At 65.2% G+C, this 26,983-nt stretch carries 25 protein-coding genes; 10 read left to right on the top strand and 15 right to left on the bottom strand.

All coding sequences use genetic code 11. The annotated features are described in order from the left end of the window. Positions 1 to 174: 174 nt before the first annotated feature. On the top strand, positions 175 to 675 hold the full coding sequence (locus EAE28_RS05740) for an Lrp/AsnC family transcriptional regulator (RefSeq protein ID WP_127104881.1): 501 nt from the start codon (positions 175 to 177) through the stop codon (positions 673 to 675). On the opposite strand, the gene EAE28_RS05745 is transcribed toward EAE28_RS05740, so the two are convergent. The 3 genes from EAE28_RS05745 to ilvC form a co-directional block, all read right to left on the bottom strand. Further along, positions 672 to 905 (bottom strand): sulfurtransferase TusA family protein, encoded by a 234-nt coding sequence (locus tag EAE28_RS05745; RefSeq protein WP_127104882.1) that lies wholly within the window; start codon positions 903 to 905, stop codon positions 672 to 674. The genes EAE28_RS05740 and EAE28_RS05745 overlap by 4 nt on opposite strands. 40 nt (positions 906 to 945) lie before the next feature. After that, positions 946 to 1,479, bottom strand: a complete 534-nt coding sequence (locus tag EAE28_RS05750) for a hypothetical protein (RefSeq protein ID WP_127104883.1) — start codon at positions 1,477 to 1,479, stop codon at positions 946 to 948. A 134-nt stretch (positions 1,480 to 1,613) separates the two neighbouring features. Continuing rightward, positions 1,614 to 2,636, bottom strand: a complete 1,023-nt coding sequence (ilvC, locus tag EAE28_RS05755) for a ketol-acid reductoisomerase (protein WP_127104884.1) — start codon at positions 2,634 to 2,636, stop codon at positions 1,614 to 1,616. A gap of 133 nt (positions 2,637 to 2,769) precedes the next feature. Between ilvC and EAE28_RS05760 the strand changes: the two genes are divergently transcribed. The 5 genes from EAE28_RS05760 to EAE28_RS05780 all read left to right on the top strand — a co-directional run bounded on the left by EAE28_RS05760 (position 2,770) and on the right by EAE28_RS05780 (position 8,751). After that, entirely contained in the window at positions 2,770 to 3,228 is a 459-nt protein-coding gene (locus EAE28_RS05760) for an Lrp/AsnC family transcriptional regulator (protein ID WP_127104885.1), read from the top strand. 127 nt (positions 3,229 to 3,355) lie between these two features. Then, positions 3,356 to 3,811 carry an Lrp/AsnC family transcriptional regulator gene (locus EAE28_RS05765; RefSeq protein WP_127104886.1) on the top strand — a complete coding sequence of 152 codons (456 nt, stop codon included), beginning with the start codon at positions 3,356 to 3,358 and terminating at the stop codon, positions 3,809 to 3,811. A 160-nt stretch (positions 3,812 to 3,971) separates the two neighbouring features. Then, the gene (locus EAE28_RS05770) at positions 3,972 to 4,412 is read left to right on the top strand and encodes a MarR family winged helix-turn-helix transcriptional regulator (protein ID WP_127104887.1); all 441 of its coding nucleotides are present in this window, start codon (positions 3,972 to 3,974) and stop codon (positions 4,410 to 4,412) included. A gap of 12 nt (positions 4,413 to 4,424) precedes the next feature. Continuing rightward, complete coding sequence (locus EAE28_RS05775; RefSeq protein WP_127104888.1) at positions 4,425 to 7,619, top strand: 4Fe-4S dicluster domain-containing protein; 3,195 nt, start codon at positions 4,425 to 4,427, stop codon at positions 7,617 to 7,619. 82 nt (positions 7,620 to 7,701) lie between these two features. Continuing rightward, positions 7,702 to 8,751 carry an LLM class flavin-dependent oxidoreductase gene (locus EAE28_RS05780; RefSeq protein WP_127104889.1) on the top strand — a complete coding sequence of 350 codons (1,050 nt, stop codon included), beginning with the start codon at positions 7,702 to 7,704 and terminating at the stop codon, positions 8,749 to 8,751. A 41-nt stretch (positions 8,752 to 8,792) separates the two neighbouring features. Here the strand turns inward: EAE28_RS05780 and EAE28_RS05785 are convergent, their stop codons facing one another. After that, positions 8,793 to 9,356, bottom strand: coding sequence for a hypothetical protein (locus EAE28_RS05785; RefSeq protein ID WP_127104890.1), 564 nt, complete (start codon positions 9,354 to 9,356; stop codon positions 8,793 to 8,795). Positions 9,357 to 9,596: 240 nt separating this feature from the next. On the opposite strand from EAE28_RS05785, the gene EAE28_RS05790 reads away from it, so the two are divergent. Beyond that, positions 9,597 to 10,367 carry a hypothetical protein gene (locus EAE28_RS05790; RefSeq protein ID WP_127104891.1) on the top strand — a complete coding sequence of 257 codons (771 nt, stop codon included), beginning with the start codon at positions 9,597 to 9,599 and terminating at the stop codon, positions 10,365 to 10,367. 18 nt (positions 10,368 to 10,385) lie between these two features. Here the strand turns inward: EAE28_RS05790 and EAE28_RS05795 are convergent, their stop codons facing one another. Then, positions 10,386 to 10,940 (bottom strand): acyl-CoA thioesterase, encoded by a 555-nt coding sequence (locus tag EAE28_RS05795; protein ID WP_127104892.1) that lies wholly within the window; start codon positions 10,938 to 10,940, stop codon positions 10,386 to 10,388. 205 nt (positions 10,941 to 11,145) lie between these two features. Here EAE28_RS05795 and trhA point away from each other — a divergent pair, with 205 nt between their 5' ends. Next, on the top strand, positions 11,146 to 11,820 hold the full coding sequence (gene trhA / locus EAE28_RS05800) for a PAQR family membrane homeostasis protein TrhA (protein ID WP_127104893.1): 675 nt from the start codon (positions 11,146 to 11,148) through the stop codon (positions 11,818 to 11,820). A 2-nt stretch (positions 11,821 to 11,822) separates the two neighbouring features. On the opposite strand, the gene recQ is transcribed toward trhA, so the two are convergent. From recQ to rpsD, 8 genes are all read right to left on the bottom strand, one after another. Continuing rightward, on the bottom strand, positions 11,823 to 13,898 hold the full coding sequence (gene recQ, locus EAE28_RS05805) for a DNA helicase RecQ (RefSeq protein ID WP_246022285.1): 2,076 nt from the start codon (positions 13,896 to 13,898) through the stop codon (positions 11,823 to 11,825). A 4-nt stretch (positions 13,899 to 13,902) separates the two neighbouring features. Then, positions 13,903 to 14,190: a YggT family protein gene (locus tag EAE28_RS05810; RefSeq protein WP_127104894.1), complete on the bottom strand. Its 288-nt coding sequence runs from the start codon at positions 14,188 to 14,190 to the stop codon at positions 13,903 to 13,905. A gap of 70 nt (positions 14,191 to 14,260) precedes the next feature. Further along, positions 14,261 to 16,483: a response regulator gene (locus EAE28_RS05815; protein WP_127104895.1), complete on the bottom strand. Its 2,223-nt coding sequence runs from the start codon at positions 16,481 to 16,483 to the stop codon at positions 14,261 to 14,263. Between the two features lie 105 nt (positions 16,484 to 16,588). Beyond that, positions 16,589 to 17,764, bottom strand: a complete 1,176-nt coding sequence (locus EAE28_RS05820; protein ID WP_127104896.1) for an acetyl-CoA C-acyltransferase family protein — start codon at positions 17,762 to 17,764, stop codon at positions 16,589 to 16,591. Positions 17,765 to 17,860: 96 nt separating this feature from the next. Continuing rightward, entirely contained in the window at positions 17,861 to 18,790 is a 930-nt protein-coding gene (locus EAE28_RS05825; protein ID WP_127104897.1) for an extensin-like domain-containing protein, read from the bottom strand. A 4-nt stretch (positions 18,791 to 18,794) separates the two neighbouring features. After that, positions 18,795 to 19,712, bottom strand: coding sequence for a prephenate/arogenate dehydrogenase family protein (locus tag EAE28_RS05830; RefSeq protein WP_127104898.1), 918 nt, complete (start codon positions 19,710 to 19,712; stop codon positions 18,795 to 18,797). Then, positions 19,712 to 20,815 (bottom strand): histidinol-phosphate transaminase, encoded by a 1,104-nt coding sequence (gene hisC, locus EAE28_RS05835; RefSeq protein ID WP_127104899.1) that lies wholly within the window; start codon positions 20,813 to 20,815, stop codon positions 19,712 to 19,714. Before hisC ends, EAE28_RS05830 begins: the two co-directional genes overlap by 1 nt. 209 nt (positions 20,816 to 21,024) lie before the next feature. Further along, a complete protein-coding gene (rpsD, locus tag EAE28_RS05840) occupies positions 21,025 to 21,645 on the bottom strand; it encodes a 30S ribosomal protein S4 (protein ID WP_127104900.1) in 621 nt (206 codons plus the stop codon). A 249-nt stretch (positions 21,646 to 21,894) separates the two neighbouring features. On the opposite strand from rpsD, the gene EAE28_RS05845 reads away from it, so the two are divergent. Continuing rightward, the gene (locus EAE28_RS05845; protein WP_127104901.1) at positions 21,895 to 22,188 is read left to right on the top strand and encodes a hypothetical protein; all 294 of its coding nucleotides are present in this window, start codon (positions 21,895 to 21,897) and stop codon (positions 22,186 to 22,188) included. On the opposite strand, the gene EAE28_RS05850 is transcribed toward EAE28_RS05845, so the two are convergent. Next, positions 22,185 to 23,219 (bottom strand): Hint domain-containing protein, encoded by a 1,035-nt coding sequence (locus EAE28_RS05850; RefSeq protein WP_127104902.1) that lies wholly within the window; start codon positions 23,217 to 23,219, stop codon positions 22,185 to 22,187. The genes EAE28_RS05845 and EAE28_RS05850 overlap by 4 nt on opposite strands. A 128-nt stretch (positions 23,220 to 23,347) precedes the next feature. Continuing rightward, a complete protein-coding gene (locus EAE28_RS05855) occupies positions 23,348 to 25,495 on the bottom strand; it encodes a ComEC/Rec2 family competence protein (protein WP_246022286.1) in 2,148 nt (715 codons plus the stop codon). A 76-nt stretch (positions 25,496 to 25,571) separates the two neighbouring features. Here EAE28_RS05855 and gltX point away from each other — a divergent pair, with 76 nt between their 5' ends. Beyond that, positions 25,572 to 26,978, top strand: coding sequence for a glutamate--tRNA ligase (gltX, locus tag EAE28_RS05860; protein ID WP_127104903.1), 1,407 nt, complete (start codon positions 25,572 to 25,574; stop codon positions 26,976 to 26,978). Positions 26,979 to 26,983: the final 5 nt, after the last annotated feature.

The following is a 26,983-nucleotide window of genomic DNA, read 5'->3' on the forward strand; positions in this document are numbered from 1 at the left end:
GGGGCGTGGCAAGACGGCACCCGCCGACCCGAGCCATTGCCTTTCCAACGACCCACAGCGCAAATGCGGTCTCGTGTCACTCTGCGGCACAGAAATTGCTTAAGTACGAAAGATTATTGCGCATCCGGGCGATCATGCCTACATAAGCGCAAACCGACATGGAGACCTGCCGCAATGCCCGGCGCGAAACTCGATCCCATCGACCGTATGATCCTTGCCGAATTGCAAGCCGATGGACGCATGACCAACGTCGAATTGGCCAAGCGAGTCGGCATCTCGGCCCCGCCCTGCCTGCGCCGCGTCCGCACGCTGGAAGAAGCCGGATACATCCGGGGCTACCACGCGCGGGTCGACGTTCGCGAACTGGGGTTCGAGGTACAGGTCTTTGCCATGGTGCGCCTGCACCGCCAGAACGAGGCCGATCTGCGCGCCTTCGAGGACCGCTGCCGCGCGTGGTCTTTGGTGCGTGAATGCCACATGCTCAACGGCGAGATCGACTTTATCCTGAAATGCGTCGCACCCGACCTGTCGACGTTCCAGAATTTCCTGACCGAGGATCTGCTGGCAGCCGATAACGTCGCCAGCGTGAAAACCTCCTTGGTCATCCGCGTGGCCAAGGATGATCCGGGCGTGCCGTTCGACGTGCTCGAAGAGCGCTATCGCCGCGAGGCTTAAGCGCGCCGGATACGGTGCACCAGCGCGCCGCCCTGTTCCTCACAGCCCAGATAGATGTGCCCTGCCCCGGCGCAGAAATGCGGCATGTCGATGATGGAGGCCGTGTCGGTCGCCAGCACACGCAGAACCTGCCCGGCGCTCATCCCGGCCAGTCGCTTGCGTGCCCGCAGCACCGGCAGCGGGCAGAGCAGGTCGCGGGCGTCGATCTCGACATCAAAATCTTGAGTCATAGGCAGCCCCTAGCGCGGGAGGCTCGCCGCTGTCCAGCCCTCAGACCTGCGCCACCATCTGCGGCAGCGCGATCAGCACCCGGCCATCCCGGCCCAGACGGATCGCCCCGGCAGGCGCCCCTGTCCCTGGCACCCCTGCCCCCGCAAAGCGCCCCGGCAGATCCCAACTGAAATCGCCCGCACCCAGCGTTGCTTGCGTGCCGGCGAATTGGGACGCGTCTTGCACCCGTGCAATGAGCGTGTTGCGGTCAGGGATGATCTCGACCGTTCCCGCCGGAATGCCGTCACGCCAGCGACGCCGGAAGGGCGTGCGGAAGATCGAGCCCAATCCGCCGACCCGCGACAGATCCACCCGATCCTCATCATACAGCGCGGCCCCGTGGTTCCAGTCCAGCGACACCGCCCGCTGGCCATCGGTGATCACCAGATGATCGATCCGCGCCGCCATCCCGTCCCGGTTAACAATCACCGGATAGGACGATCCGCTCTGCACCCGGTCGCGGCCCGAGGCCTGTGCCATGCTGCCTGCGCCGAGGGCGGCGGCAAAACTGGTCAGAAAAAGGCGGCGTTGCATGGCGGTGCTCCTGAAAGGGTCTGACCATAGTCTAGCACGCCTGCGCGCCACGGCGAGGTCAAAGCCACGTGCACAGCATGAAGAAGGGCGCGCAACCCTGCGGTCGCGCGCCCCTTGCTTTCAAGCAACCAAGGTCAGTTGCGGGTCTTGTCGACCATCTTGCCTTTGGAGATCCACGGCATCATCGCGCGCAGTTTCTCGCCGACCTGTTCGATCTGGTGCTCGTCGTTCAGACGACGGGTCGCCTTGAACGAGGGCTGACCGACAGCGTTTTCCTGCATGAAGTCACGCACGAACTTGCCGTTCTGGATGTCCGTCAGCACGTCTTTCATGCGCTTCTTGGTCTCATCATAGGGCAGAATACGCGGGCCCGAGACATACTCGCCATACTCGGCGGTGTTCGAGATCGAGTAGTTCATGTTCGCGATGCCGCCTTCATAGATCAGGTCGACGATCAGCTTCACTTCGTGCAGGCACTCGAAATAGGCCATTTCCGGCTCGTAGCCCGCCTCGACCAGCGTCTCAAAGCCCATGCGGATCAGCTCGACCAGACCGCCACACAGCACGGCCTGCTCGCCGAACAGGTCGGTTTCGCATTCCTGACGGAAGTTGGTCTCGATGATGCCCGACCGGCCACCGCCGATGGCCGAGCAATAGCTCAGACCCAGCTCCATCGCGCGACCGGTCGCGTCCTGATGCACGGCCACCAGACAGGGTACGCCGCCGCCTTTGGTGTATTCGCCGCGCACGGTGTGGCCGGGGCCTTTGGGGGCCATCATGATGACGTCAACGCCCGCTTTCGGCTCGATCAGGCCAAAATGCACGTTCAGACCATGCGCGAAGGCAATCGCGGCGCCCTCTTTCAGGTTGTCATGGACGTATTTCTTGTAGGTCTCGGCCTGCAGCTCGTCGGGCATGGTGAACATGATCAGGTCGCACCAGGCAGCAGCCTCGGCGATGCCCATCACTTTCAGGCCTTCTTTTTCGCATTTCGCGGCCGAGGACGAGCCTTCGCGAAGGGCGACGACGACATTCTTGGCACCCGAATCGCGCAGGTTCAGCGCATGCGCATGGCCCTGGCTGCCATAGCCGAGGATGGCGACTTTCTTGTCCTTGATCAGGTTGATGTCGCAGTCGCGGTCGTAATACACGCGCATGAGGGCGCTCCTTGGTCGGTGTTGGTTGCCCTGCATCATAGGGCATTTCTAAGCAAAGGCGTTGCAATCTCCTCTATAATTTGCGCAAACCTGTTATGCATCATTCGCACAGATTGCCAATTTCGAGGAAATCATGTCCATCGACGACACTGACCGCAGGTTGCTGCGCCAGTTGCAGGCCGACCCAGCCCAGCCAATCGCCGAACTCGCCCGGCGAGCGGCGATGACCGAGGCAACCGCCTCGCGCCGTCTGGACCGGCTGCGCACCCGCGGCGTGCTCAAGGGGGTCGAGGCGGTGATCGACTGGCGCAAACTGGGGTGGGAGGTCGAGGTCTCGCTGCGCGTCACGCTGGACAAAACCAACCCGCGCGCCTTTGACGAATTCATCGCTGCCGCCCGATTGGTGCCCGAAGTGATTGAAATCCAGACCTTCCTTGGCCGCGTCGATGTCCGCCTCAACGTCATCGCCCGCGACATGACCCACTACACCGAGGTGTATCGCACCCGCATCCTCACCCTGCCCCATATCGCCGACCTCGAAGCCCTGATGCATGTCGCCGAAATCAAGCGTGGCGAGGCGCTGCCGCTGTGACCCCCATCATCTGTCCTCAAATATCCCGGGGGGCGGGCCGGAACGGCCCGGCGGGGGGCAGCGCCCCCCGGCGCGGCGCGCGGGCTCGATGCCCGCGCGCCGCGCCCCCTGCTGCATGGTCCCGCCGATGATCGACCTCGATGACACCGACCGCGCCTTGCTGCGCGCCCTTGCCGCCGACGCCACGCTCAGCGCCGGGGCGCTGGGGCGGCAGCTGGGCCTCAGCCAGCCCGCCACATGGCGCCGCGTCAAACGCCTGACCGACTCCGGCGCCATCGCCGGGCGGCGGCTGGTGCTGGATCAGGCCGCGCTCGGCTTTGGGGTGACGGTGTTTCTGGGCGTTACCCTCGCCGCCAAGGGCCGCGTGTCGCTCGAAGACTTCGAGCGCGCAGTCAGCGCGATCCCGGAGGTGCAGACTGTGCAGCACGTTCTCGGCCTGTACGATTACCGCCTGCGCGTGGTCGCGCGGGATCTGGCCGATTTCGAGCGGGTCTTGCGGCGGCGGATCATGACCTTGCCGGGGATCGGCGCGGTGGACGCCAATGTGCTGTTGAGCGAAGAACGCCGCCCCGGGCCGCTGTAGCTGTCGGGGGGCTGCTCGCCCCCCGAACCCCCTCGCCAGAGGAGGGGGCACGCCCCCTCCTCTGGACTCCTCCCGTGGATATTTGAGGACAGATGATCGGGCGCGGATTTGATTGACATTGATAATTACCTTTGGCAATCATCTGGTCGGAGGATTGTTCATGACCTATCGCTTGCACACCCGACTGGGTTTTCGCGTCTCGCGTCTGGCACGGCTGATGCAGGCGCGTCACGAGGCGGCTTTGGCCGAGGATGGCCTCACCCGCTTGGGCGCTGCGGTTCTGGGGGGTGTCGGCGACGAGGGGGTGAGCGCGCCCTCGGAACTGGCCGCCTATGTCGGTATCACCCGCCCCGCGATGTCGCGCCTGCTGCGGGGGCTTGAGACGCGCGGATTTATCTCTCGTGCACCCGGCGACGGTGACGGGCGGCAGACCTGCGTGCTGCTGACGCCGAAAGGCGAGGCGGCACTGACCCGCGCCCGCGCCGCCGGTGACGCACTGCAAGCGCATTTCGCCGCCAAATTGAGCCCGGACGCCCTGAGTGCCTTGACCGCAGCGCTTGCCCTGCTCGCTGCCGATGAACCCGATCCCACCGATTTTTAGAGAGGCTCGCCGATGCCCGTCTTCGCCCATGCCGACCGGCCCGTCCATCTGGGCCCCTTCCCGCTGGAACGCCTGCGCCGGGGCTTGGCACCTGATCTGAGCACCCTGCCCTGGTCGCCTCCGCTGTCTTTCGAACATCCCGATCCGCAGTCGCTCGCCCACGCCATGGCGCGTTATCAGGCGATGTTCGACACGGTGCGGCAGGGCCCGATCGTTCATGGAGAAGCGGAAATCCCTGACGATCCGCAGGAGCGCTCGAACCACCTCAAGGCCGCTGGTTACTATTTCGACGCTGCGCAAATGGGCGTCTGTGCGTTGCTGCCCGAGCACCACCTGCCTGAGCCGCATCGCAACCCGATGATCGATGCCCTGCGCGTCGAACTGGAACAGGGCCAGCCCAAGACCCATGCCGCCGGGATCGACGCGATCTATGCCGATGTCCTCGACGCCGCGGGCAGCCCGCATGGTCCGGTCACCGCGCATCGTTTCGCCCTTGTCATCGCCGTCGGCTACACCCGCGACCCCGCGCAGGGCGAGCCGGGCACCGACTGGCTACACGGCACGCAGGCCCAGCGTGCGGCGCTGCTGGCCAACAACACTGCCGTCGTGCTGTCGTCCTATCTGCGCATGCTGGGGCATGACGCCCGGGCGCATTCGGCCAGCACGTCCGAGGTGGATCTGACGCGGCTGGCGGTCTCGGCCGGGATGGCGTCGATTCAGGGCGGCGCGGCGGTGAACCCCTATCTGGGCACCCGCTATGGCCTCGCCGCCGTGACCACAACGCTGGAGCTGGCCCCCGACGCGCCGCTCGACGGCGACGGGCGCTCGGCCCGCAGCCATGGGCCGGGCTGGTGGACCGGGGCCGCCGCACCCAGACGCGCCGCTACCGCCGAACCCTTCGCCCACCGCGAGTTCCGCAAGGGCCCTTTCCCCTTCGAGCGGCTCAAAAGGCGCGAAACCCCCAGCACGTTGATCGACCACGACCGTGTGCCGCGCTTCCCCAAGCGCGCCGATTTCTTCGCTCGCGCGCTCTATGGCGATATGGGGAAATCGGTGCAGGAGGCCACCAAGGGCGGCCGCTATGTCGCCAAATCCCCCATCGGCGCCTGCGCCCGCCGCGCCCTCGGCGCGTTGCTTTTGTTACAGTTTGGCGAGGCGCGGGGGCCCATTCAGGCGACCGACCCCGAGCGTAATGCAGAAAATCTGAAAGCTGCCAGCTACTACCTGAGCACCGATGCGGTCGGTTTGTGCGGCGTGCCGCACTGGGCCTATTACTCGCACAATTCCGCCGGTGAGGCGATCACGCCCTATCACGCCAATGCCGTCAACATGCTGCTGGATCAGGGGCATGAGACGATGGAGGGCGCGTCAGGCGATGACTGGATCAGCGTCGCGCAATCCATGCGCGCTTATCTGCGCTTTTCCCTGCTGGGCGGCGTCGTGGCCGAGCAGATCCGCCGTCTGGGCTATTCCGCGCGGGTGCATACGGTGATCGACGGCGACGTTTTACAGCCGCCGCTGCTGCTGCTCAGCGGGTTGGGAGAGGTCAGCCGGATCGGCGAGGTGATCCTGAACCCCTACCTCGGCCCGCGGCTGAAATCGGGTACGGTGACCACCGATATGCCGATGGTCCATGATCAACCCATCGACTTTGGTCTGCAGACCTTCTGCGACAATTGCAACAAATGCGCGCGTGAATGCCCGTCCGGGGCGATCACCGCTGGTCCAAAACTGATGTACAACGGATATGAGATCTGGAAATCCGACGCCGAGAAATGCGCCCGCTACCGGATCACCAACAGCGCGGGCGGCATGTGCGGGCGTTGCATGAAGACCTGCCCGTGGAACCTGCAGGGCCTGTTTGCCGAGGCCCCATTCCGCTGGCTGGCGATGAAAGCCCCGGGCTCGGCCAAGGCGCTGGCGGCGCTAGATGACAAGCTGGGGCGCGGGTCGATCAACCCGGTCAAGGCGTGGTGGTGGGACATCGAGCTGGACAAGGCGGGCAAGCGCTATGTCGCGGCAGGGGCGACCAACCGGCGCGAGCTGAGCCGCGATCTGGTGCTGAATTATGAGGATCAGACGCTCGCCGTCTATCCCGCCGACAGCATGCCACCGCCCTTCCCCATCACCCATCCGCTGAACCGCGAGGAAGGCATCGCGCGCTACCGCACCCTGCTCACGCCCGAAGAATACCGCAACCGGCTGGCGCGCGGCGAGACCGAGGGTCTGGTGCCCGGCGTGAAAGTGCCGGGAGAGCCGCCCGTGTTCCCCGTGACGATCACCAAACGCGAGGATCTGAGCGACGACACCGTGCGCTTCGAGCTGACGCGCGCGGACGGCCAGCCGCTGCCGCCCTTCGAGGCGGGCGCGCATATCGACGTGGTTATCGCACCCGAATTCCAGCGCGAATACTCGCTGGCGGGCGACCCGGCAGATGCGTCGAAGTACGTGCTCGGCGTCCAGCGAGAGGCGCAAGGCCGGGGCGGCTCACTGCTCATGCACCGGGTGTTCCGCGAAGGGCGGAAAGTGTTTGTCACGCCGCCGACCAACCTCTTCCCGCTGGATGAGGCAGCACCCTTTACCCTGCTCATCGGCGGCGGCATCGGCATCACGCCGATGCTGACCATGGCGCACCGGCTGCACGCTCTGGGCGGCGATTTCCGCCTGCACTACCTCGCGCGCGGCACCGCTCCGTTCGGGGCCGAGATCGCCGCAGCGCCCTGGGCGGACAAGGCGGAAAGCCATGTCAAAACCGACGGACCCCGCGTCGATATGGCCACGCTGATCCCGCCCTATACACCCGGCGCGCGGCTCTACACCTGCGGCGGCGGCACGTTCATGGATGCGGTGTTCGACACCGCCCGCGCGCAGGGCTGGCCGGATGAGGCACTGGCGCGCGAATATTTCGCCGTGCCCGAAGCGCCCGAATATGTGAACCACCCGTTCACCCTGCGCCTGACGCAATCGGGCCGCGACATCGCGGTGCCTGCCGATCAATCCGCCACTGATGCCTTGGCTCAGATGGGGATCAACGTGCCCACCAAGTGCTCGGACGGAATCTGCGGCGTGTGCTCGGCCAACCACCATACGCCTGAGGGGATCGAGCACCGCGACTATGTGCTGTCGGCCAAGGAACGCGAAAAGCGGGTGATCCTGTGCTGCTCGCGCGCCAACGCGCCGGACGGGGTGATCGCCGTCGACCTGTGAGCCTGCGCACAGACCCCATGCGCCCGGGTGCCTTTACCGGCAGCCGGGCGCAGCTTAGGTCTGCTGCAAACAGGAGTTTGCCATGACAGATCTTGCACACGAGATTTCCCTTGGCCTCGATACGTTTGGCGATGTCAGCCACGACGATCAGGGCCAGCCCAAACCGATGGACCAGGTTCTGCGCGATGTCGTGGATCAGGCGGTCTATGCCGACCAGCTGGGCATCGACTTTATCGGTCTGGGTGAACATCACCGGTCCGATTTCGCCATTTCCTCGCCCGAGATCGTGCTGGCCACGATTGCCGGGAAGACCAATCGCATCAAGCTGGGCACGGCGGTGACGATCCTGTCGACCGACGATCCGGTGCGGGTGTTCCAGCGGTTTTCGACGCTGAACGCGGTGTCGAACGGACGCGCCGAGCCGATTTTGGGGCGGGGCAGCTTTACCGAAAGTTATGGTTTGTTCGGCTATGACATGCAGGACTATGATCAACTGTTCGAGGAGAAGCTCGATATCTTTGCCCGCCTGCTGCGCGACGGCAAAGCCAAATGGAGCGGGAAAACCCGCAGCCCGCTGAACAACGAGACCATCTATCCGCCGCTGGGCCAGCCGATGACCACCTGGGTGGGCGTCGGCGGCAGCCCGGAATCGGTGGTGCGTGTGGCGCGGCACGATTTGCAGCTGATGCTGGCGATCATCGGCGGCGACCCGCTGCGGTTCAAACCTTATGTCGAGCTGTACCACCGCGCGGTGACTCAACTGGAGACGAAAGCGCGCTCGATCGGCATCCACTCGCCCGGCTTTGTCGCCGCGACGGATGAGGAGGCGCGCGAGGCGCTCTGGCCGCACCATCAGGAAATGTTCGGCCGCCTCGGGCGCGAGCGTGGCTGGCCGCCGATGACCAAGGCGCGCTACATCGACGAGATCGAGCAAGGCGCGCTCGTTGTCGGTTCGCCCGAAACCGTCGCACGGAAAATTGCGCGCTCGGTCAAGGGGTTGGGCATCCAACGCTTCGACATGAAATACACCAGCGGCCCGGTGCCCCACGCGCTGAACATGGAGTGCCTGCGGCTCTACGGTGAGCATGTGATCCCGATGGTCCGCGACCTGTTGGCCACCGACAAGACCTGAGTTCGGGGCCTGAATTCGGGGCCTGAGTTCCAGGTCTGGGTTCAGGCCGCGAAATAGCGGTCGGCGGGCAGGTAATACCCCAGCCGCGCCGACTGCGCCCAGACGCGTTCTTCCGAGGTGTCGCCCACCATCACCACCCGGTCCGCCGGCCACTTCTGCGCGCTGATCGCGGCCAGCAGCGCCTTGCGGCTCTCGCCCCATGGCGCGAAGGGACGCGGGGCGCTGGCTGCATGGTCGATGAGACCTGAGGCCAGATCGAGGACGTGCTCGGGGGTCAACGGCGCCCGGGTCAGGGCGACGCGGCCCGTATCGACGATTGCCGCCAGTTTCTGCTGTCGATCCAACGGCAGCGACGGCTGCGGCGCCAAGAGCCGCAACGCATTGGTCGAAAAGAGAAACGCGATCACATCATGGCCCGACGCCGCACGGATTGATGCGTAGGTCTTGTAATCCAACCCGACCTCGGCCGCCCGCTTGACCCGCAGGCGCACCACCTCAATCGGCAGCACCGGCATCAGCTGCGCGCGTGCTTTGCCCCAGGCGTGGCGGCGCCAGCTCTCGCCCGGCTCCATCGTCGGTCCGTTGTTATGGCCAAGTCCGGGCATGGGAACCTCGCGTATTATCCCGTCTATCAGACTGAAATGGTAGAGATCCGGCGCGAAAAGAAAAGCCCCAGCTGAGGCAGCTGACCGCCCCGCCTGCTGCCTTTGGCAATTGTGGCGAAACTGGGATTATTCGTGGCCATAAACAATCTGTTTCAAAATATGCATATTTGATGAATCTTAAAATCGCGCAATCATCTCCACCTTAGACGCTTGTTAGTCCTCTATCTGTAGGTGGTAAAAATGGGTTTTCGTTTTGGACTGCTCGGCTCGCTCTCGCTCGGGCGCACCCCCGTTGTGACCAGCCCGGTCACCAATGACCACGGCCTGTTGGGTAATCTTCTCGACACAGTCGGCAATGGCGCTGACGGTCTGCTCGATTCTCTCGGCGATGGCGTGGCCGAAATCACTGATTCACTCGGGTTGACGGTCGGTGACGTCACCGATGAGGCAGGCGATACGGTTGAGGATATCTTCGGCGCCCTTGGCCTGGGCGATCTGGGCAGCACGCTGGATAACGGGGTGTCCGATATCGGCGGCTCGCTGGACACGACGCTGGTTTACGGCGGCAATGAAGTCGACAAGATTTTGCATCAGCTCGGCGACGACATCAACGGCCTGCTCGATGCGCCGCTCGATCCTGAAAATCTGGGCGAAAGCCTGGACAATCTGATCGACACGGTGGGCAAGACGGTTGCCGAGACGCTCGACACGACCGGGCTGGGCACCGGTCTGCTGGGCGGGGATGTCGGCGACCTGCTCGACAATCTGCTCGACGATCTGGGGCTCGATGGCAGCGCGCTGGACGACGCGATCACCGAGCTGACGTCGGACCTGGACGAGACGCTGCTTTATGGCGGCAAGGATCTGGAGAGCCTGTTCGACAAGGTCGGCGACACCGTGGAAGAGGTTGTCTCAGATCTGGGTCATGATCTGTTCCTGCCGCCCGCTACCGACGAGGGTAACTGCGACGACAGTGAGATTGAGATCACCGTCGACGTCGCCCTTTGCTGACCCCTCGGCGCGGGGCCTCTACACGAGGCCCGCGCTTTTCCCATCGCCCATTGGCGGCCAGGGCCGCTGTGCATCAGCCGCTATCCAGGCCTGCACCCATTCGGGCAGCGCGGGGCTGACCAGATCGGGATAGCCCATCGCAGCAACCAGCGCGGCAGGCGATACGATCCCGCTATGGGACGTCACGGCGGCGCGGATCAGCACATGGTTAAGCGCCTCACCTTGCCGCCACATCGACTGCTCGATGTAGAAAAACCGACCGTCCCAGCCCAGCGATCGCGTCCGCATCTCAAAGCGTTGGAACATCCGCACCCGCCGGCGGTACCGCACGCTCGAGCCTGCCACCGTCATGCCCCAGCGCTGTTTCATCAACGCTGCCGTCATGCCGATTCGCGCTGAAAACGGTACCCGACCCAGATCATACAAGGTCAGGGTGCGACCGTTGTTCAGCTCTCTCCACGGGTCCAGATCCCACGGCCAGCAGCGATGATGCGAAAGATGCGTGTCGAACGGGGACAGAGATTTCCCCCGGAATTTCAACGTTTCCTTGAGCAGCCGGATGACTGGATACATACCAACCCCTTTTCTTGCGCCCGTCCACTGGACCCGGGGGCGCATGGCGTCAAGCCGCGTCGCGGCGTCAGACCGGGCTTTGCCGTCACGGCCGATACAGCGCGTTGACGAAACGGTTACGTTTGGCTGCCATAGTTTACCGTGCGTCGGCGTTGCCCCACACAGCACCACGGCGTAAGCTGCCACCATGCCCCAGGAGTCCCCAATGACCAGCGCCCTGCGCACCGCGTATTCCAAGGCCGAACAGGTCTCGGACGCTGTTGTGCATGTCATGGGCCTGACGCTGGTCCTGATGGCGGTTCCTGTCCTGATCGTGCTGACCGCGCTTTACCGGGGCGATGTAGCCTCGGTGACCGGGGTATCGGTGTATGGCGGCGCGCTTTTTGCGATGATCCTGTGCTCGGCGCTGTACAATATCGGGGAAACCTCTGGCGTTGGGACGGCCAAGGAATGGCTGCTGCGACGACTGGATCATTCCGCGATATACTTAAAAATCGCAGGCACTTACACGCCCTTTACGCTGCTCTCTGGTCACGGCGTTGCGCTGACAATTGGCGTGTGGGGCGCGGCTTTCGCCGGGATCACGCTCAAGATCATCTCGCCGGAACGGTTCAAATGGGCCGGGCTGATCCTGTATCTGGGCATGGGATGGGCCGGAGTGGTTGCTGGCGGCACCCTGTTCTCGGCGTTGCCGCTGCCGGTGCTGATCCTGATGGCCGTGGGTGGCGGGTTGTATACCCTTGGCGTCGTGTTCTACCTGTGGCGGCGCCTGCCCTTCCACTACACGATCTGGCACGTCTTTGTTCTGGCAGCCAGCTTCGTGTTCTATGCCGCTGTTCTGGTCTTTGTGCTGCTCGGGCCGGAAACCGCCCTGAGCTGAGACTAGCTTTCGCTCAAGATCTCCAGAAACGCCTCGCCAAAGCGTTCGACCTTTGCCGCGCCCATCCCGGCGATACGTTCCATGTCAGCCAGATTACGCGGGCGGCGCTCGGCGATGGTCCGCAAGGTGGCGTGGGTGCAGCTCAGATACTTGCCCGTGCCGTCCTCGCCCCGCGACAGTTGAGCCTGCACTTCGGTCAGCCGGTCAAAGACCCCGCCCGCCTCTGTTCCCGCAAGCTTCCGCCGTGCCGGATGCGCGGCCTCGGTCTCTTCACCGGTGATCACCTGCAGGAAGCGCGCGCCATACCGCTCAAGTTTGGTTGCACCGACACCGGTAATTCCAGCGAAATCATCCAGCGTTTGCGGGCGCTTCTCCGCCATTTCCACCAATGACCGGTCGTTGAAGATCACATAAGGCGGCACGCCGCCCGCCTGCGCCAGAGACCGGCGCAGGGCCTTGAGCGCCGATAGCAGCGGCGCGTCTTCGTCCGACACCAGCGCACGCGGCTCTGCCCGTGTACTCGCGCGCTGGATCGTATCAGCGCGGAAGGTAATCGCGCTTTCGCCGCGCAGGATCGGCCGCGCATCCTGCGTCATGCGCAGCGCGCCGTGCCGCTCGGCATCGGGACGGACCAGATCACGGCCCATCATTTGCCGGAACACCGCATTCCAGGCAGCCTTGCTCAGCTCGCGCCCGACGCCGAAAGTAGGAAGCTGGTCATGACTGCGTTGGGTGATCTTGTCGGTCATCGTCCCGGTCAGAATATCGACCAGATGGCCCACACCAAAGCTCTCACCTGTGCGCAACATCGCCGACAGCGCCTTGCGCACGGCCTCGGTCGCATCGAAAGTCTTGGCAGGCGTTTCGCACAGATCGCAATTGCCGCAAGGTTCGCTGACTTCACCGAAATACGCCAGCAACATGCGGCGGCGGCACCCACAAGCCTCGGCCAGACCGAGCAGCGTGTTGAGCCGCGCGTGATCCGCCTCTCGGCGCTCAGGCGGGGCGTTGGAATCGTCGACCTGTGCGCGGCGCAAGCGAATGTCGTCGGGGCCGTACAGCGTCAAGGTATCGGCGGGCAAACCGTCGCGACCAGCGCGGCCAATCTCCTGATAATAGGACTCGATCGACTTGGGCAGGTCCGCATGCGCGACCCAGCGCACGTCCGGCTTGTCCACGCCCATGCCGAAGGCCACCGTGGCGCAAACGATCAACCCCTCTTCGGTCTGAAACAGTCCCTCAACCTTGCGGCGCTCCCAATCCTCCATCCCGCCGTGATAGGCGCAGGCGGTGTGACCAGCCTCTTCCAGCGCGCGGGCAAGGGTTTCGGTGCGCGCACGTGTCGCACAATAGACGATGCCGGACTGACCCTTGCGCGCCGCCGCGAAGCTCATGATCTGCTTGCGCGGGTTGTCCTTGACCGCAAAAGCCAGCCGGATATTGGGCCGGTCGAAACCGCGCAGAAAGCTTTGTGGTGGGGTTCCGGCAAAGAGACGGTGGACGATTTCGTCCCGCGTGGCAGCATCGGCGGTCGCGGTGAAGGCAGCAAGGGGCACACCCAACGCCTGCCGCAGATCACCGATGCGCAGGTAATCAGGGCGGAAATCATGGCCCCATTGGCTGACGCAATGCGCCTCGTCCACCGCGATCAGGCGGCAGTTCGACCGACGCAGCAGGTTGGTGGTGGCCGAGGACGCCAGTCGTTCCGGCGCGATGTAGAGGATCTTGAGCCGACCATCTTCCAGCGCGGAAAAGATCGCTTCATTCTCTTCCGGTGTGTTCCCCGAGGTGATCGCCCCCGCTGCCACACCCGCTTCCTGCAGCGCGCGCACCTGATCGCGCATCAGCGCAATCAGAGGGGAAATGACCACAGTCAGCCCGTCACGGGCGAGAGCAGGCAACTGAAAACACAGTGATTTTCCGCCGCCGGTCGGCATGATCGCCAGAACGTCGGACCCGGCGATCACCGCATCGACGATTTCTTCCTGACCGGGGCGAAACGCAGAGAAGCCAAAAACCCGCGCCAACAGGGCATGGGTCAGATCGGCGGCAGGGGCAGAGATGTCAGGGCTGTCCACGGGGTCAGAGGAAAACCGAGATGTTGTTCGTGATCACAATCCGGATCGCATAGATCGCCAAAAGCACGATCAAAGGGGCCAGATCCAGACCGCCCATATTGGGCAGGAAAGACCGGATACGGCTGTAGACCGGTTCGAGCACGCGGTTCAGACCGTCCCAGATTTGCGCCACCAGCGGCTGCCGGAGGTTCAGAACCTGAAAGTTGATCAGCCAGCTCATGATCACATGGGCGATCACGATCCACCAGATCACGTTGAGCACAAGAAACAGGATCTGGATCACTGACAGCATGGCGTCCTCATATGCGGCTTTGCCCCTGAGGTAAGGCCTGCGAGGCCGCGCCGCAACCCCGCAGGCGCGATCACCCGGTGCGATCCAGCGACGGGGCGGGCAGGCTGGCGTCTTGCGGGCAATAGCGCGCGACCATCTCCAGCAGGAGCGGTTTCTTCAGCGGCTTGGTCATCACGTGATCCAACCCGGCGGCGAGGATTTCTTCTTGGTCGCCAGCCATCGCATGGGCGGTCAGCGCGACGATGGGAACCTGGGCCCCGCCGGGCAGCTGGCGGATCGCACGGGTCGCCGAGCGGCCATCCATGCCCGGCATCGAAATGTCCATGAACACAAGATCTGGCTTGGTGGTGCGAAAGGCTTCAACCGCCTGCTCACCGTCCTCGGCGAAGCTGAGATCGACCTCAAGCCCGTCGAGCATCTTGGAAAACACCAGCCGGTTGGTGCGGTTGTCTTCGGCCGCGAGGACACGCATGCGTCGGCCACCGCCCGCCAGCGGCGACGGATCGGGGCGCGGCGCGGCGCCGGCGGCAGGGGCGGCAGGCAGCGCCCCCGGGGCGGAGGACAGTTGCAACTGGCGCAACAGGTCCTGACGCAGGATCGGTTTTTGCAGCACGGCGCGCAGCTCGCCTATGGCGGGATGATTGCGCACGCTGGCGGGGTTGGCGCTGAGCAGTACAATCGGCGTGTCAAAGCCCGCCTTCCGCAGTTTGGCAGTCAGATCCAACCCGTCGATACCGGGCATCAGGTGATCCGTGAGCAACAGCTCGATCCCATCCCCCTGCCCGTGCTCGAATTTCTCCAGCACCTCAGCGCCCGACGCACACAGGGTCACCTGAACACCCTGCGCAGTCAGCTGGCGTTCCAGAATGGTGCGGTTGATCAGATGGCTTTCGGCGATCATCACCCGCTCCAGCCGGATGGGTTCGGCGGTCAAGGGGTCGGCATCCTCGGACAGCGGCAGGGTCAACGCGAAGCCAAAACAGGCGCCCTTGCCCAGCTCGCTTTCGACCCAGATCTCGCCGCCCATCAGCTCGATCAGGCGGCGGGTGATCGCCAGTCCCAGCCCTGTCCCTTCAAACTTGCGGTTCGCCTGTTCATCCACCTGCGCGAATTCACCAAAGATCCGCTCGACATGCTCGGGCGCGATGCCGATGCCGGTGTCTTCAACGGTGACGGTGATGCGTTGAGCGAATTCGCCTGCCTCGATCCCGACAACACGGATCAGGACATGACCGGTTTGCGTGAACTTGACGGCGTTACCGATCAGGTTGGTCATCACCTGCCGCATGCGGCCCGGATCGGCCAGAAAGCGGGTTGGCAGGAACAGGTCATAATCCATCAGCAGGTCGATCGACCGCTTGCGCGCCCCGGCCTGCAACAGGATCAGCACCTCATGGATACAGCGTTCCAGATCAAAGGGTTCGGGGTGCAGCGTGAGCTTTTCGGCTTCGATCTTGGAAAAGTCGAGCACGTCATTGATGATGTTGAGCAACGCCTCACCCGAGGAGCGGATCGTCTCGGCGTAGAGGCGCTGCTCGTCGGACAGCGCGGTGTCGCACATCAGTTCGGCCATGCCGACGACGCCATTCATCGGCGTGCGGATCTCATGGCTCATGTTGGCGAGGAAGGCTGACTTGGCGCGGTTCGCCGCCTCGGCCCGTTCGCGCGCTTCTTCCAGCTCGGCGGCGTAGCGTTGGGTTTCGGTGATGTCGCGTACCAGACTGACAATATCGCCCCCGCGCGCGCGCCGGTCGTGGATACGCGCGGTATCGCCACGGGTGAAGACCAGCGTGATCGGCTCGATATGCTCGTGCTCCCACCGAGAGAGCATGGTTTGCGTCCATGCTTCGGGCGTGATCCCGTCGAAAGCGACCCGTTCCTCATGCGCAAGGATCTCAACCAGACGGCGATAGCTGATGCCGACCTGAACCTCGGGAATGCCTGAGAAAACATCGAGATAGGCGTGGTTGGCGATCACCAGCTCCTGATCGCGGTTGAAGACGGCGAACCCGTCGCGGATGGTGTTGATCGAGTCCCACAGCCGCCGTTCAGCCATCGTGGCGGTACGCTGCGCGTTTTCGGTTTCCGCGCGCGCCTTGCTTTGCACCTCAACTACGCGCTGCGCATCTTCAAGCGCCGAAGCACGCCCGTTCTGGCGCAGCCCGTGCAGATCGATGCGCATCTGGTCCAGCTGCGCGAGCGCTGCGTCCAGTTCACGATTGCGCTGCTCCAACCGACGCTCAGCCGTCAGGCGTGCCCGGCGTTCCAGCGTCAGCTTGTCGAACAATGTCATCCGCGACGGCCCCGGCAAAAAAGAAAACGGACCGGCGCAGGGCCGGTCCGCTCAGAATTGCCGCGAACGGTAAAGACAGTCTTAAACGCGGACGGTTTTCAAACCTCAGAGGCGCTCAATTGCCAGTGCGATACCCTGACCGCCGCCGATGCACATGGTGATCAGGCCATAGCGCCCGCCGGTGCGTTGCAGTTCATAGAGTGCCTTGACCGTGACGATAGCGCCCGTCGCGCCGACCGGGTGGCCCAGCGCGATGGCGCCGCCGTTCGGGTTCACCTTGGCCGCATCCAGACCCAGCCCCTTGTTCACCGCCAGCGCCTGAGACGCGAAGGCCTCGTTCGACTCGATGACGTCGAAATCGCTGATCGACAGGCCGGTACGCTCGCACAGTTTCTGCACGGCGGGAATCGGTCCGATGCCCATCACCTCGGGCCGCACGCCTGCGACCGCATAGCCGACAACCCGCGCCAGCGGTTTCAGTCCTGCCTTGGCCGCCGCGTCGCCGCGCGCCAGAACCAGCGCTGCCGCGCCGTCGTTGATGCCCGAGGCATTGCCCGCTGTCACCGAGCCATCCTTGCGGAACGCCGGACGCAGGGCCGCCAGTTTCTCAAGGCTCGTCGATTTGGGGTGCTCGTCGGTGTCAAAGACCACGTCGCCCTTGCGGCCCTTCGAGACGATCGGGACGATCTGGCTGGCAAAGCGCCCCTCGGCAATCGCCCGCGCCGCGCGGATCTGGCTTTCCATCGCAAAGGCGTCCTGCGCTTCGCGGGTGATGTCATGCTCGCCCGCGACATTCTCAGCCGTGACGCCCATGTGACCGGTGCCGAACGGGCAGGTCAGTGCGCCCAGCATCATGTCCAGCGCGGCGGTGTCGCCCATTTTCTGGCCAAAGCGCGCCGACGGCACAATGTAGGGCGCGCGGCTCATCGATTCAGCGCCACCGGCCAGACCGAAATCGGCGTCACCCAGCATAAGCGACTGGAAGATCGAGACGATCGCCTGTGCCCCCGAGCCACACAGCCGGTTCACGTTCATCGCCGGGGTGGTGTCGGGGATACCCGCGCCCATCGCCGCCACACGCGACAGATAGGCATCGCGCGGGATGGTGTTGATCACATGGCCAAAAACCACGTTGCCGATCTGTGCGGGCTCGACACCGGCGCGTTCCAGCGCGGCTTTGCTGACCGTGGTGGCCAGATCCGCCGGAGCGATATCGGCAAGGCTGCCGCCAAAAGTGCCGATGGGGCTGCGTGCGCCGCCCAGAATGACGATCTCGTCCATGTCCATCCCTTTTTCGTCTGATGTCAGCGCGGTTCTACACCCCGTGCCCGCGCGCTCAAAGCGCGCATCGCATCCGTCACGCAGCGTCAGACTGCTTTAGCGGCAATAGGTGCCGCCGCCCCGGTGCTGGGCCAGATCGAAATGGAAGTGGTCCTGATGGAAGCGATCCGAATCCGGGCTGAGCGTGGTGCGGAAGATACCGCAGGCAGCCTCGTACATGCGCCGCAACGACCGGCTGTGGCTGCCGCGCCGGTAGTTCCGCAGCACGCTCACCGTGTCACCATTGACCAGTCTGTAGCCTGCGACATCGATGGCGCGGCCCCGGCCATGTTCGGAAATCCGTGCGCCGGGCTGGCTGTTGCGGGTCCGGCAGGAATAGGCCCCGATCACCCGTATCTGCGCCACACCGCCGCCGGTGCGACCTACGGCGGGCACCATTTCGGTGCGCACCCAGCGATCAAAGGCGCGCGCGGTGTCGCAGTCGATGGTCGCGGCCATGGACAAAGGGATGCCTTGCACACTGGTCACGCTGACCGGCTGATCTATGCCGCAACCGCGCGTGGACGAGGTGATGCGCGGCAATTCGCGGCCCTCAAGCCCCCGCACACCGCAGATCCCGCGCTGTTGCGGGCCACCACTGCGGGTCGGCGCGGTCACTGCCGCGGGGGCGGCGACCTGCCGGTCGCGGGCGCGATCGCGCGCGATAGCGGCATAGCGCTGCATGACGCTGTCGGTGCGGTGGCGCGGGAACAGACTGGTGGCCACGGCAAGCGGATTAACCGTCACCGGTGGACGTGCAGCCAGCGCCTCAGCGGCAGCGCGTTCGGTGGCAAGGCGGAGAGCTTCGGCTTGTTCGGCGGCCTGCCGGGCTGCCGTGGCTTCGGCGACCGCTGCATCGGCAATCGACACAACCGCGCCCGAGGGCGGGCGCATGCGCGGGCGCGGTGAGGTCTCGGGTGCATCGCTCCACGCTGCCCCCGGAAGGACCAGCACCAGCACCACAAGAACCCACCGCAACAGCACCATTCGTTCAGTCCTTCCTGACGCGGCCGAAGTCCGGCGCGTCGGTGTCCTGTCCCGCCTCGATGATCCCGCGCCGGATCGCGCGGGTGCGGGTGAAATACTCGTGCAACAGCGGCCCGTCGCCCATGCGGATGGCCCGCTGCAGCACAAAGAGTTCCTCGGTAAAGCGACCCAGAATATCGAGCGTCGCCTCCTTGTTGGTGAGGAACACATCGCGCCACATCGTCGGGTCACTGGCCGCGATCCGGGTGAAGTCCCGAAAGCCCGAGGCCGAGTATTTGATCACCTCGGTCTGCGAAACTCGGCGGAGGTGGTCGGCCACCCCCACCATCGTGTAGGCGATGAGGTGGGGGGTATGCGAGACCACGGCCAGCACAAGATCATGGTGCGGCGCGTCCATCGTATCGACATTCGCGCCCATCCCGGTGCAAAGCGCGCTCAGCCGCGCAACGGCGTCGGGGTCCGATCCCTCAACCGGGGTCAGCAGCCACCAGCGGTTCTCGAACAAGGTGGCAAAGCCGGAATAGGGGCCGGAATGCTCGGTCCCGGCCAGCGGGTGACCGGGGATGAAATGCACGCCCTCAGGCAGATGGGGCCCGACCGCGTCGATCACCGCCTGCTTGACCGAACCCACGTCCGTCACCGTCGCCCCTGCCTTGAGGAACGGCGCGATCTCTTCCGCCACAGCCTCCATCGCACCGACCGGCACGGCCAGCACGACCAGATCCGCCCCCGCGACGGCTTCAGCCGCGCTGTCATGCACGCTGTCGACAAAGCCGATCTGCGCCGCCGCCGCCCGCGTCTCGGCGCTGCGCGCATAGCCCGCGATATGCCCGGCCAGCCCGCGCCGCTTCATCGCATGCGCCATGGACCCCGCGATCAGGCCCAGCCCGATCAGTGCGACGCGTTCATAGACCTGTGCCATCACCGCACCCCTTTGAACGCGGCCAGCACGCCGATGATCCGGCGGCAAGCGTCCTCATCCCCGATGGTGATGCGCAGGCAGTTGGGCAGCTTGTAGCCCGCCACCTTGCGCACCAGAATCCCGTCAGCCTTGAGCGCCTGATCGGCGGCGTCGGCCTCTTCGGGGCTGGCAAAGCGGGCAAGGATGAAGTTGGCGAAACTCTCGTCGCAGCCGATACCCATCTGCACCAGTGCCTGCCGCAGGAAGTCGCGCCATTTGGCGTTCTCGGTGGCGCAGAAGCGGGTGAAACCCACGTCGCGGATCGCTGCCTCGGCGGCATCCATCTGCGCTACGCTCAGGTTGAACGGCTGGCGCACACGGTTGAGCACGTCGATGACCTCGCGCCGCGCATAGCCCCAGCCGATCCGCAACCCGCCAAGGCCGTGGATCTTCGAGAAGGTCCGCGTCATCACCACATTGGGGTAGGTGTCGACCAGCGAGGCACCGCCATCGAAGCCCTCGGCAAACTCGGCATAGGCCCCGTCGAGCACCAGAAGGGCCGTTTCCGGCAGCCCGGCGGCCAGCCGGTGCAGCGCGGCCTCGCCCACCATTGTGCCGGTCGGGTTGGCCGGGTTGGCGATGAACACGATCCGCGTACGCTCAGTGACTGCCGCCAGAATGGCGTCCACATCAATGCGGCGCCCGACTTCCCGGACCTCGACCGGAACCGCCCCGGCAGCATGCGCGAGGATCGGATACATCGAGAAGCCATGCTCGGTGGTGATCACCTCATCGCCCGGTCCAGCGTAGCTTTGGGTGATGAACTGCAACACCTCGTCCGAGCCCACACCGCAGATGATGCGGTCAGGGTCGAGCCCGTGGATCTCGCCGATCGCGGCGCGCAGACCGGCGTGATCGGTATTGGGATAACGATGCAAATTCCCGGCGGCGGCGGCAAAAGCTGCCTGTGCCTTGGGCGAGGCCCCGTAAGGGTTTTCATTCGACGACAGCTTGAGCACATCGGTGTGCCCGGCAAGCTTGCTCTCGCCACTGACGTACAGGGCGATCTCCATGATCCCGGGTTGCGGGCGGATGGCGTCGGTTCTCGGTCTGTCCTCGGGCATCGGTCTATCCTCGGGCGCCGCTCTGGCGCGTTTACCCTGTCTTCGCCAAGGCGGCTACCCGCCTGAGCTTTGCCTGCGTGGGCTGCGGCTTCATCTTGCCGAAAATACGCACCTTTGGCCTGTCCACCGGCACCGCGCATGAGAAAAGGGCCGCCCCGGTTCCCCGGCGCGGCCCTTCCTGTCGTAGCAAGACCTAAGCCGAAACCGGATTAGTTCTTGGCGTAATATTCGACGACGAGGTTCGGTTCCATCTGAACCGCGTAGGGCACATCCGCCAGCGAAGGGGTGCGCGTGTAGGTCGCGGTCATTTTGGAATGGTCGACTTCCATGTAGTCGGGCACGTCACGCTCGGTCAGGCTGACCGATTCCAGAACGATGGCCAGCTGCTTGGAGCGGTCACGAACGGCGATCACGTCGCCTTCCTTGACGCGGTACGACGCGATGTTCACGCGCTTGCCGTTCACGGTGATATGGCCGTGGTTCACGAACTGGCGGGCGGCGAAAATGGTCGGCACGAACTTGGCGCGGTAGACCACGGCGTCCAGACGGCGCTCGAGCAGGCCGATCAGGTTCTCGCCGGTGTCACCTTTGACGCGGGCGGCATCGCCGTAGATGCGCTTGAATTGTTTCTCGGTCAGATCGCCGTAGTAGCCTTTCAGCTTCTGCTTGGCGCGCAGCTGGGTACCGAAGTCCGACAGCTTCTGCTTGCGGCGCTGACCGTGCTGGCCGGGGCCGTATTCACGCTTGTTGACCGGCGACTTGGCGCGGCCCCAGATGTTCTCGCCCATGCGGCGGTCGAGTTTGTACTTGGCAGTCGTGCGTTTGGTCACGGCTGATCTCCTTCTTTGTGTATCGAAGGGCGTTGTCCTTTCCCCGTTTGACCGGGGCGACAGGGTTCCTCTTGCGAGGTCCACCAACACCAATGAAAAGCCAGTCACCCTGTTACGGAACAGGGCACCCGGACGGCGCGCTTATACAGCCCGTCCCGGCACTGTCAATGACTGCTCTGTGACAAACCCTGCCGCTTGCGCCCGCAGCCTGCGCGCCCCACATAGAGCCACCAACAACCCAAGGCCCTCATGTCCACGCCCACCGACCGCCGCTTTCGCCGCCAGATCGCCCAGATCGAGCGTCGCTATCCCCGCATCGGCGGTGCCTTGCAGCGACTGACCGCGCCGGGTCGGTTATGGATGCGGCTGCCCGCCGCCATTTTGCTGATCATCGGAGGGTTTCTGGGCTTCCTGCCCATTCTGGGCGTCTGGATGCTGCCCGTCGGCCTGTTGTTGCTGGCCGTGGATCTGCCACTGCTGCGCCCCGCCGTGGGCGGGCTGATGGTGCGGCTGCGTTCGCGGTTCCGGCGCTGGCTGCGTTAGACAAAAGCCGGTTGCAGGATCGCCGCCTCGCCCCGGCTCAGACAGCGCCGCGCCGGATCGCCATAGCGCGCGGGGTCGGCGACCAAACCCGGCGCGGCTTTCTCCAGCGATCTGGCGTGCCATTGCAGCACGCGCGCATCGGCGAGGCCGGGGTGGAAGCTCTCACAGGCGAGCCCGTTCGCGCTAAGGATCTCGTGCTGCGCCAGCATCAGATGCACATACCGCACCGCCCCCAAGGTGAAGTCACGCCGGATGCGCCGCCCGTCCTCCAGATCCTCGGCCGCGACCAGCACTTCGCCCGCGCCGCTGTAACCAGACGCGCCAAGGAGCAACCGGTGCCCCGGTGAGATCAGCAGATCCGCATCCGGTCGCGCGCCGGGCAACGCGCCCGCGCAAATGCGCAGCGGGCGCAGGTGGGGGTAGAGATACAGCTCGGCCCCCGACAACCGAGTCTCGCCGCGCCAGACCACTGGCTGCGCGCCGTGGTCGCGGGTTGTGACGGCGGCGCCCGGCTCCAGCGTTTCCACCGCGCGCGGACCGTCGGGTGTGGCGATCATCGTACCGGGCAGAAAGCAGATCACCCCGGTGCGCCGCGCTGCCTGCGGGGGCGCGATGTTCAGGGCGGCGATCCAGAGTTCCGCATCCGGCCGGGGCAACAGCGGATGAAACACCGCCAGCATGCGCCCCGCCTGCCGCACGATCCGCGCCGGATAGAGCCGCTTGCCATCGGTCAGCACCAGCGAATCGCTTGGCAACCCCTCGTCCGCGCCCGGTTCGCGCGCCGCCTCGGGCATCTCGGCCAGCGAGAGCCGCCGCAGCCGCCGACGGGCGCGCTGGCGCGGGTTGTTGCGGTCCTGCGGGCTGTCGAGCCAGAGCGCCGCCACCCCGGCATCCAGCCGCCGCGCCGATCCGCGCCAGCGCCAGGACATGCCGACGCTCACCAGCTCAGGGGCCAGCCCCCATTCTTCACCGGGCGCAGTCTGCGCCCAACCGACGGCGTACACGCCGCTGAACCCGGAAACACTGCTCATTATTTTGCCTGTTTGTTTCCGAAAAAATAGCCAGCAGACGCAAGCGAGGCCAGACGGAACTTCCCACACGCCCCGTCCCTGTCGCGAAAAACCCGGATCTGTTGCGCCGAGGACTCAACCTTTGCGCTTTACCAGCCGCTCCACAGCCGCCGCCCCGCCGTTTCGCGCGCTGTCACCTCGTGCCCGTCCGCGGCCACGGCGATCGCGCCCGTCGCGCGCAACGCCCTCTGATCGAGCAGCCGGCATCCTTGCGGTGGCGCGTCGACCCGTTGGTCGATCACCACGACCGCCCCGTCCCGACATTGCGCAGACAGCGCCGCCAGCCCGCGCCGCCCGGTCAGATGCGCCCAGTCGCGCCCTGCAAAATGGAACCGCACCCCGCCCTCGACGGGCGTGAAACCCGCCCGCGCTGCGGCCTGTTCCTGCCACGCGTCATCGCCGTCCGCCTCAAGCCAGTTGCGCGCCACAAACCCCGCGCCGCGCGCCCGGCTGAGCGCCCTGCCCTGCGGCCCCATCAGCCCGACCAGCGCGCCCTCGCCGTCGATCAGCAGGGGCGAACGCTCGGCCAGCCCCCAGCCGCCCAGCGCCACGGCCACAACCAGCACCCCTGCCAGCCGCGCCCGCCCCGGCCAGAGCACCAGCCACAAAGCCCCCAGCGACAGCACCGACACTACCCAGCCCGGCGGCGTGACGACCATCGTCACCGCCCCGTCCCAATTGCCGATCCGGTTTGCCACGCCCAGAATCCAGCGCGTGCCCAGCCCCATCAACCACAGCCCGACGCCCTCCAGCCCGACCGGCCACAGCACCGCCGCCAACACCGCTGCCGGCATCACCAGCAGGCCCATCAGCGGCACGCTGAGCAGGTTGGCGATCAGCCCGTATTCCACCACGCGGTGAAACTGCGCCGCCGCAAAGGGCGCGGTAGCCACCCCGGCAACCAGCGAGCACAGTGCCGCACTGCCCACCGGCGCCAGGGCGCGCCGCCAGCCCGAGGGTCGCACGCGCAGTTCTCCCATCCGCCGGTCACGCAGCCAGCGAAACACCGCAACCAGCGCCACCGTCGCAGCAAAGGACATGTGGAAACCGACGGACAACAGCGCCTCAGGCCGCCACGCCAGCAGGATCAGCGCGGCCAGCGCGACCGAGCGCATCGACAGTGCCCGCCGCTCGGCCAGCACCGCGCCCAGCATCGCCGCCGCCATAACAAAGGCGCGCTGCGTCGCCACATTCCCCCCCGAAAGCGCCAGATAGGCCGCCGCCGCCAGCAAGGCCCCCAGCGCGGCCAGCTTGCGGATCGGCAGGCGCAGCGCCAGCAGCGGGAACAATGCAAGGGCCGCGCGCAACGTCGCGTAGACCACGCCGGTCAACAGCCCCATGTGCAGCCCGGAAATCGCCAGCAGATGCGCAAGATTGGAACGACGCAGATCCTCGATGGTCTCCAGCCCGACGCCCGAGCGATCCCCCGTCAGGATCGCCGCAACAAAGCCGCCCGTTTCACCCGGCAGACGGGCGCGGATCCCCTCGGCCAGCCGTTGCCGCAGCCGGGTCAGGGCCAGCGCGAGACCCGGCGCGGGGTCTTCCAGCGCCAGCACCGGCGAGCGGGAATAGCCCACCGCGCCCAGCCGGTCGAACCAGGCAAGGCGACGGAAATCAAAGCCACCCGGCTCGACCGGGCCGCCGGGCGGGGCCAGATGGCCGGTCAGCATCACCCGCGTGCCCGCCACCGGGTCCAGTTCCAGCGTGCCATGTACCGACACCCGCACCCGCGCAGGCACCCGCGCCGGATCCACGCCCGGCAGCACGACCCGGTCCAGCGTCAACCGCACAGCGTCCGACCCCGAGCGGTCGACCATCACGATCCGTCCCTCGACCGGACCGTACCGATGCCAGCCGAGCACAGGTGCCGCGACCGATTGCGCGCGCCATGCGGCCAGCAACGTCCCGGCACAGACAAGTGCCAGCGCCAGAGCAACTGGACGCGCGCCCTCTGGCCCGCGCAGGGCAGCAGCAGCCAGCGCCACCATGCCAGCGGCCAACACGCCCACCTCCCGCAGCATCAGCTCACGCGGAAGCAGAAAAAACGCCCCCACCCCCAGCCCCACCACCACAGGCGCAAAAGGGAACAGAGCGCCGCGCGCTGCGGAAAGGCTGTCCAGCACCGCAATGACCACGCGGAATGCCGGGTTGACCGGCGCGGCGATCGGCCCATCTTCACCGTCACACGCAGAGCCGCCCGCCAGGTCTGGCTCGAAGGGATCGACGGGGCTCGACACTTGTTCTTGCCCCCGTCATTGCCTAGAGCTTGCGCCCAGCTTACGTCTCCCGTGGTTTCCGAAAGGTTAACGACTGATGAATTCCCCCGTGGTCACCCGCTTCGCCCCTTCGCCCACGGGCTTTTTGCACATCGGCGGCGCACGCACTGCCCTGTTCAACTGGCTCTACGCGCGCGGTCGTGGCGGCAAGTTCCTGCTGCGCATCGAAGACACCGACCGTGCCCGCTCGACACCCGAGGCGACGGCGGCCATCCTTTCCGGCCTGACCTGGCTGGGACTGGACTGGGACGGCGAGGCGATCAGCCAGTTCGAACGCGCCGACCGTCATGCCGAGGTCGCGCATCAGATGCTGGCGCAGGGCCACGCGTATAAGTGCTTTGCCACGCAAGACGAAATCGAAGCCTTCCGCGAGGCCGCCCGGGCCGAAGGCCGCTCGACCCTATACCAATCGCCCTGGCGCGACGCCGATCCCGCGACGCATCCCGACGCACCCTATGTCGTGCGGGTCAAAGCCGCGCGTGACGGCGAGACGGTGATCGAGGATTCCGTGCAGGGGCGGGTTGTGTTCCGTAATGACCAGCTCGATGACATGGTTTGTTTACGCTCTGATGGTACGCCGACCTATATGCTCGCGGTCGTGGTCGATGATCATGACATGGGGGTCACGCATATTATCCGGGGGGACGATCATCTGAACAACGCGGCACGCCAGGCGCAGGTCTATCAGGCGATGGGTTGGCCGGTGCCGCAGTTCGCCCATATCCCGCTGATTCACGGTGAGGATGGCAAGAAACTATCCAAACGCCACGGCGCGCTGGGGATCGAGGATTATCAGCGCATGGGCTACCCTTCGGCTGCGATCCGCAACTACCTGGCCCGCCTTGGGTGGAGCCACGGGGACGACGAATTCTTCAGTGATGCGCAGGCGACGGAATGGTTCGATCTGGGCGGAATCGGGCGGGCTCCGGCGCGTCTGGACCTCAAGAAACTCGACCATCTCACGGCGCAGCATTTTTCGGTGCTGGACGATGCCGCAGTGCTGCAAGAGCTGCGGTCCTACCTGACCGCAACCGATGCCGCACCGTTGAGCGAAACGCAGGAAGAGGCGCTTTTGCGCGCCATGCCGCAGCTCAAGGACAAAGCAAAAAGCTTTGGTCAAATCCTTGAAAGGGCACATTTTGTTCTGACCCAGCGCCCCATCCAACCGGATGAAAAGGCGGGAAAATCCCTTGATCCGGTATCCCGTAGTATACTGAATGAATTGACGCCGCATCTGCGAAATGCTAGCTGGGAACGCGAGAGACTCGAAACCATTGTGGGCGACCTCGCGGCGGAACATGGCCTCGGCTTAGGCAAGATAGCGCAACCCCTGCGGGCCGCTCTTGCCGGGCGGACCGTGTCGCCAAGTGTGTTCGACATGATGGTGGTTCTGGGACGTGAAGAAACCCTCGCGCGGCTGCAAGATGCCGCGACGGGCGGCTGAGAAAG

The organism is Pararhodobacter zhoushanensis, from assembly GCF_003990445.1.
Taxonomy (GTDB): Bacteria; Pseudomonadota; Alphaproteobacteria; order Rhodobacterales; family Rhodobacteraceae; genus Pararhodobacter; species Pararhodobacter zhoushanensis.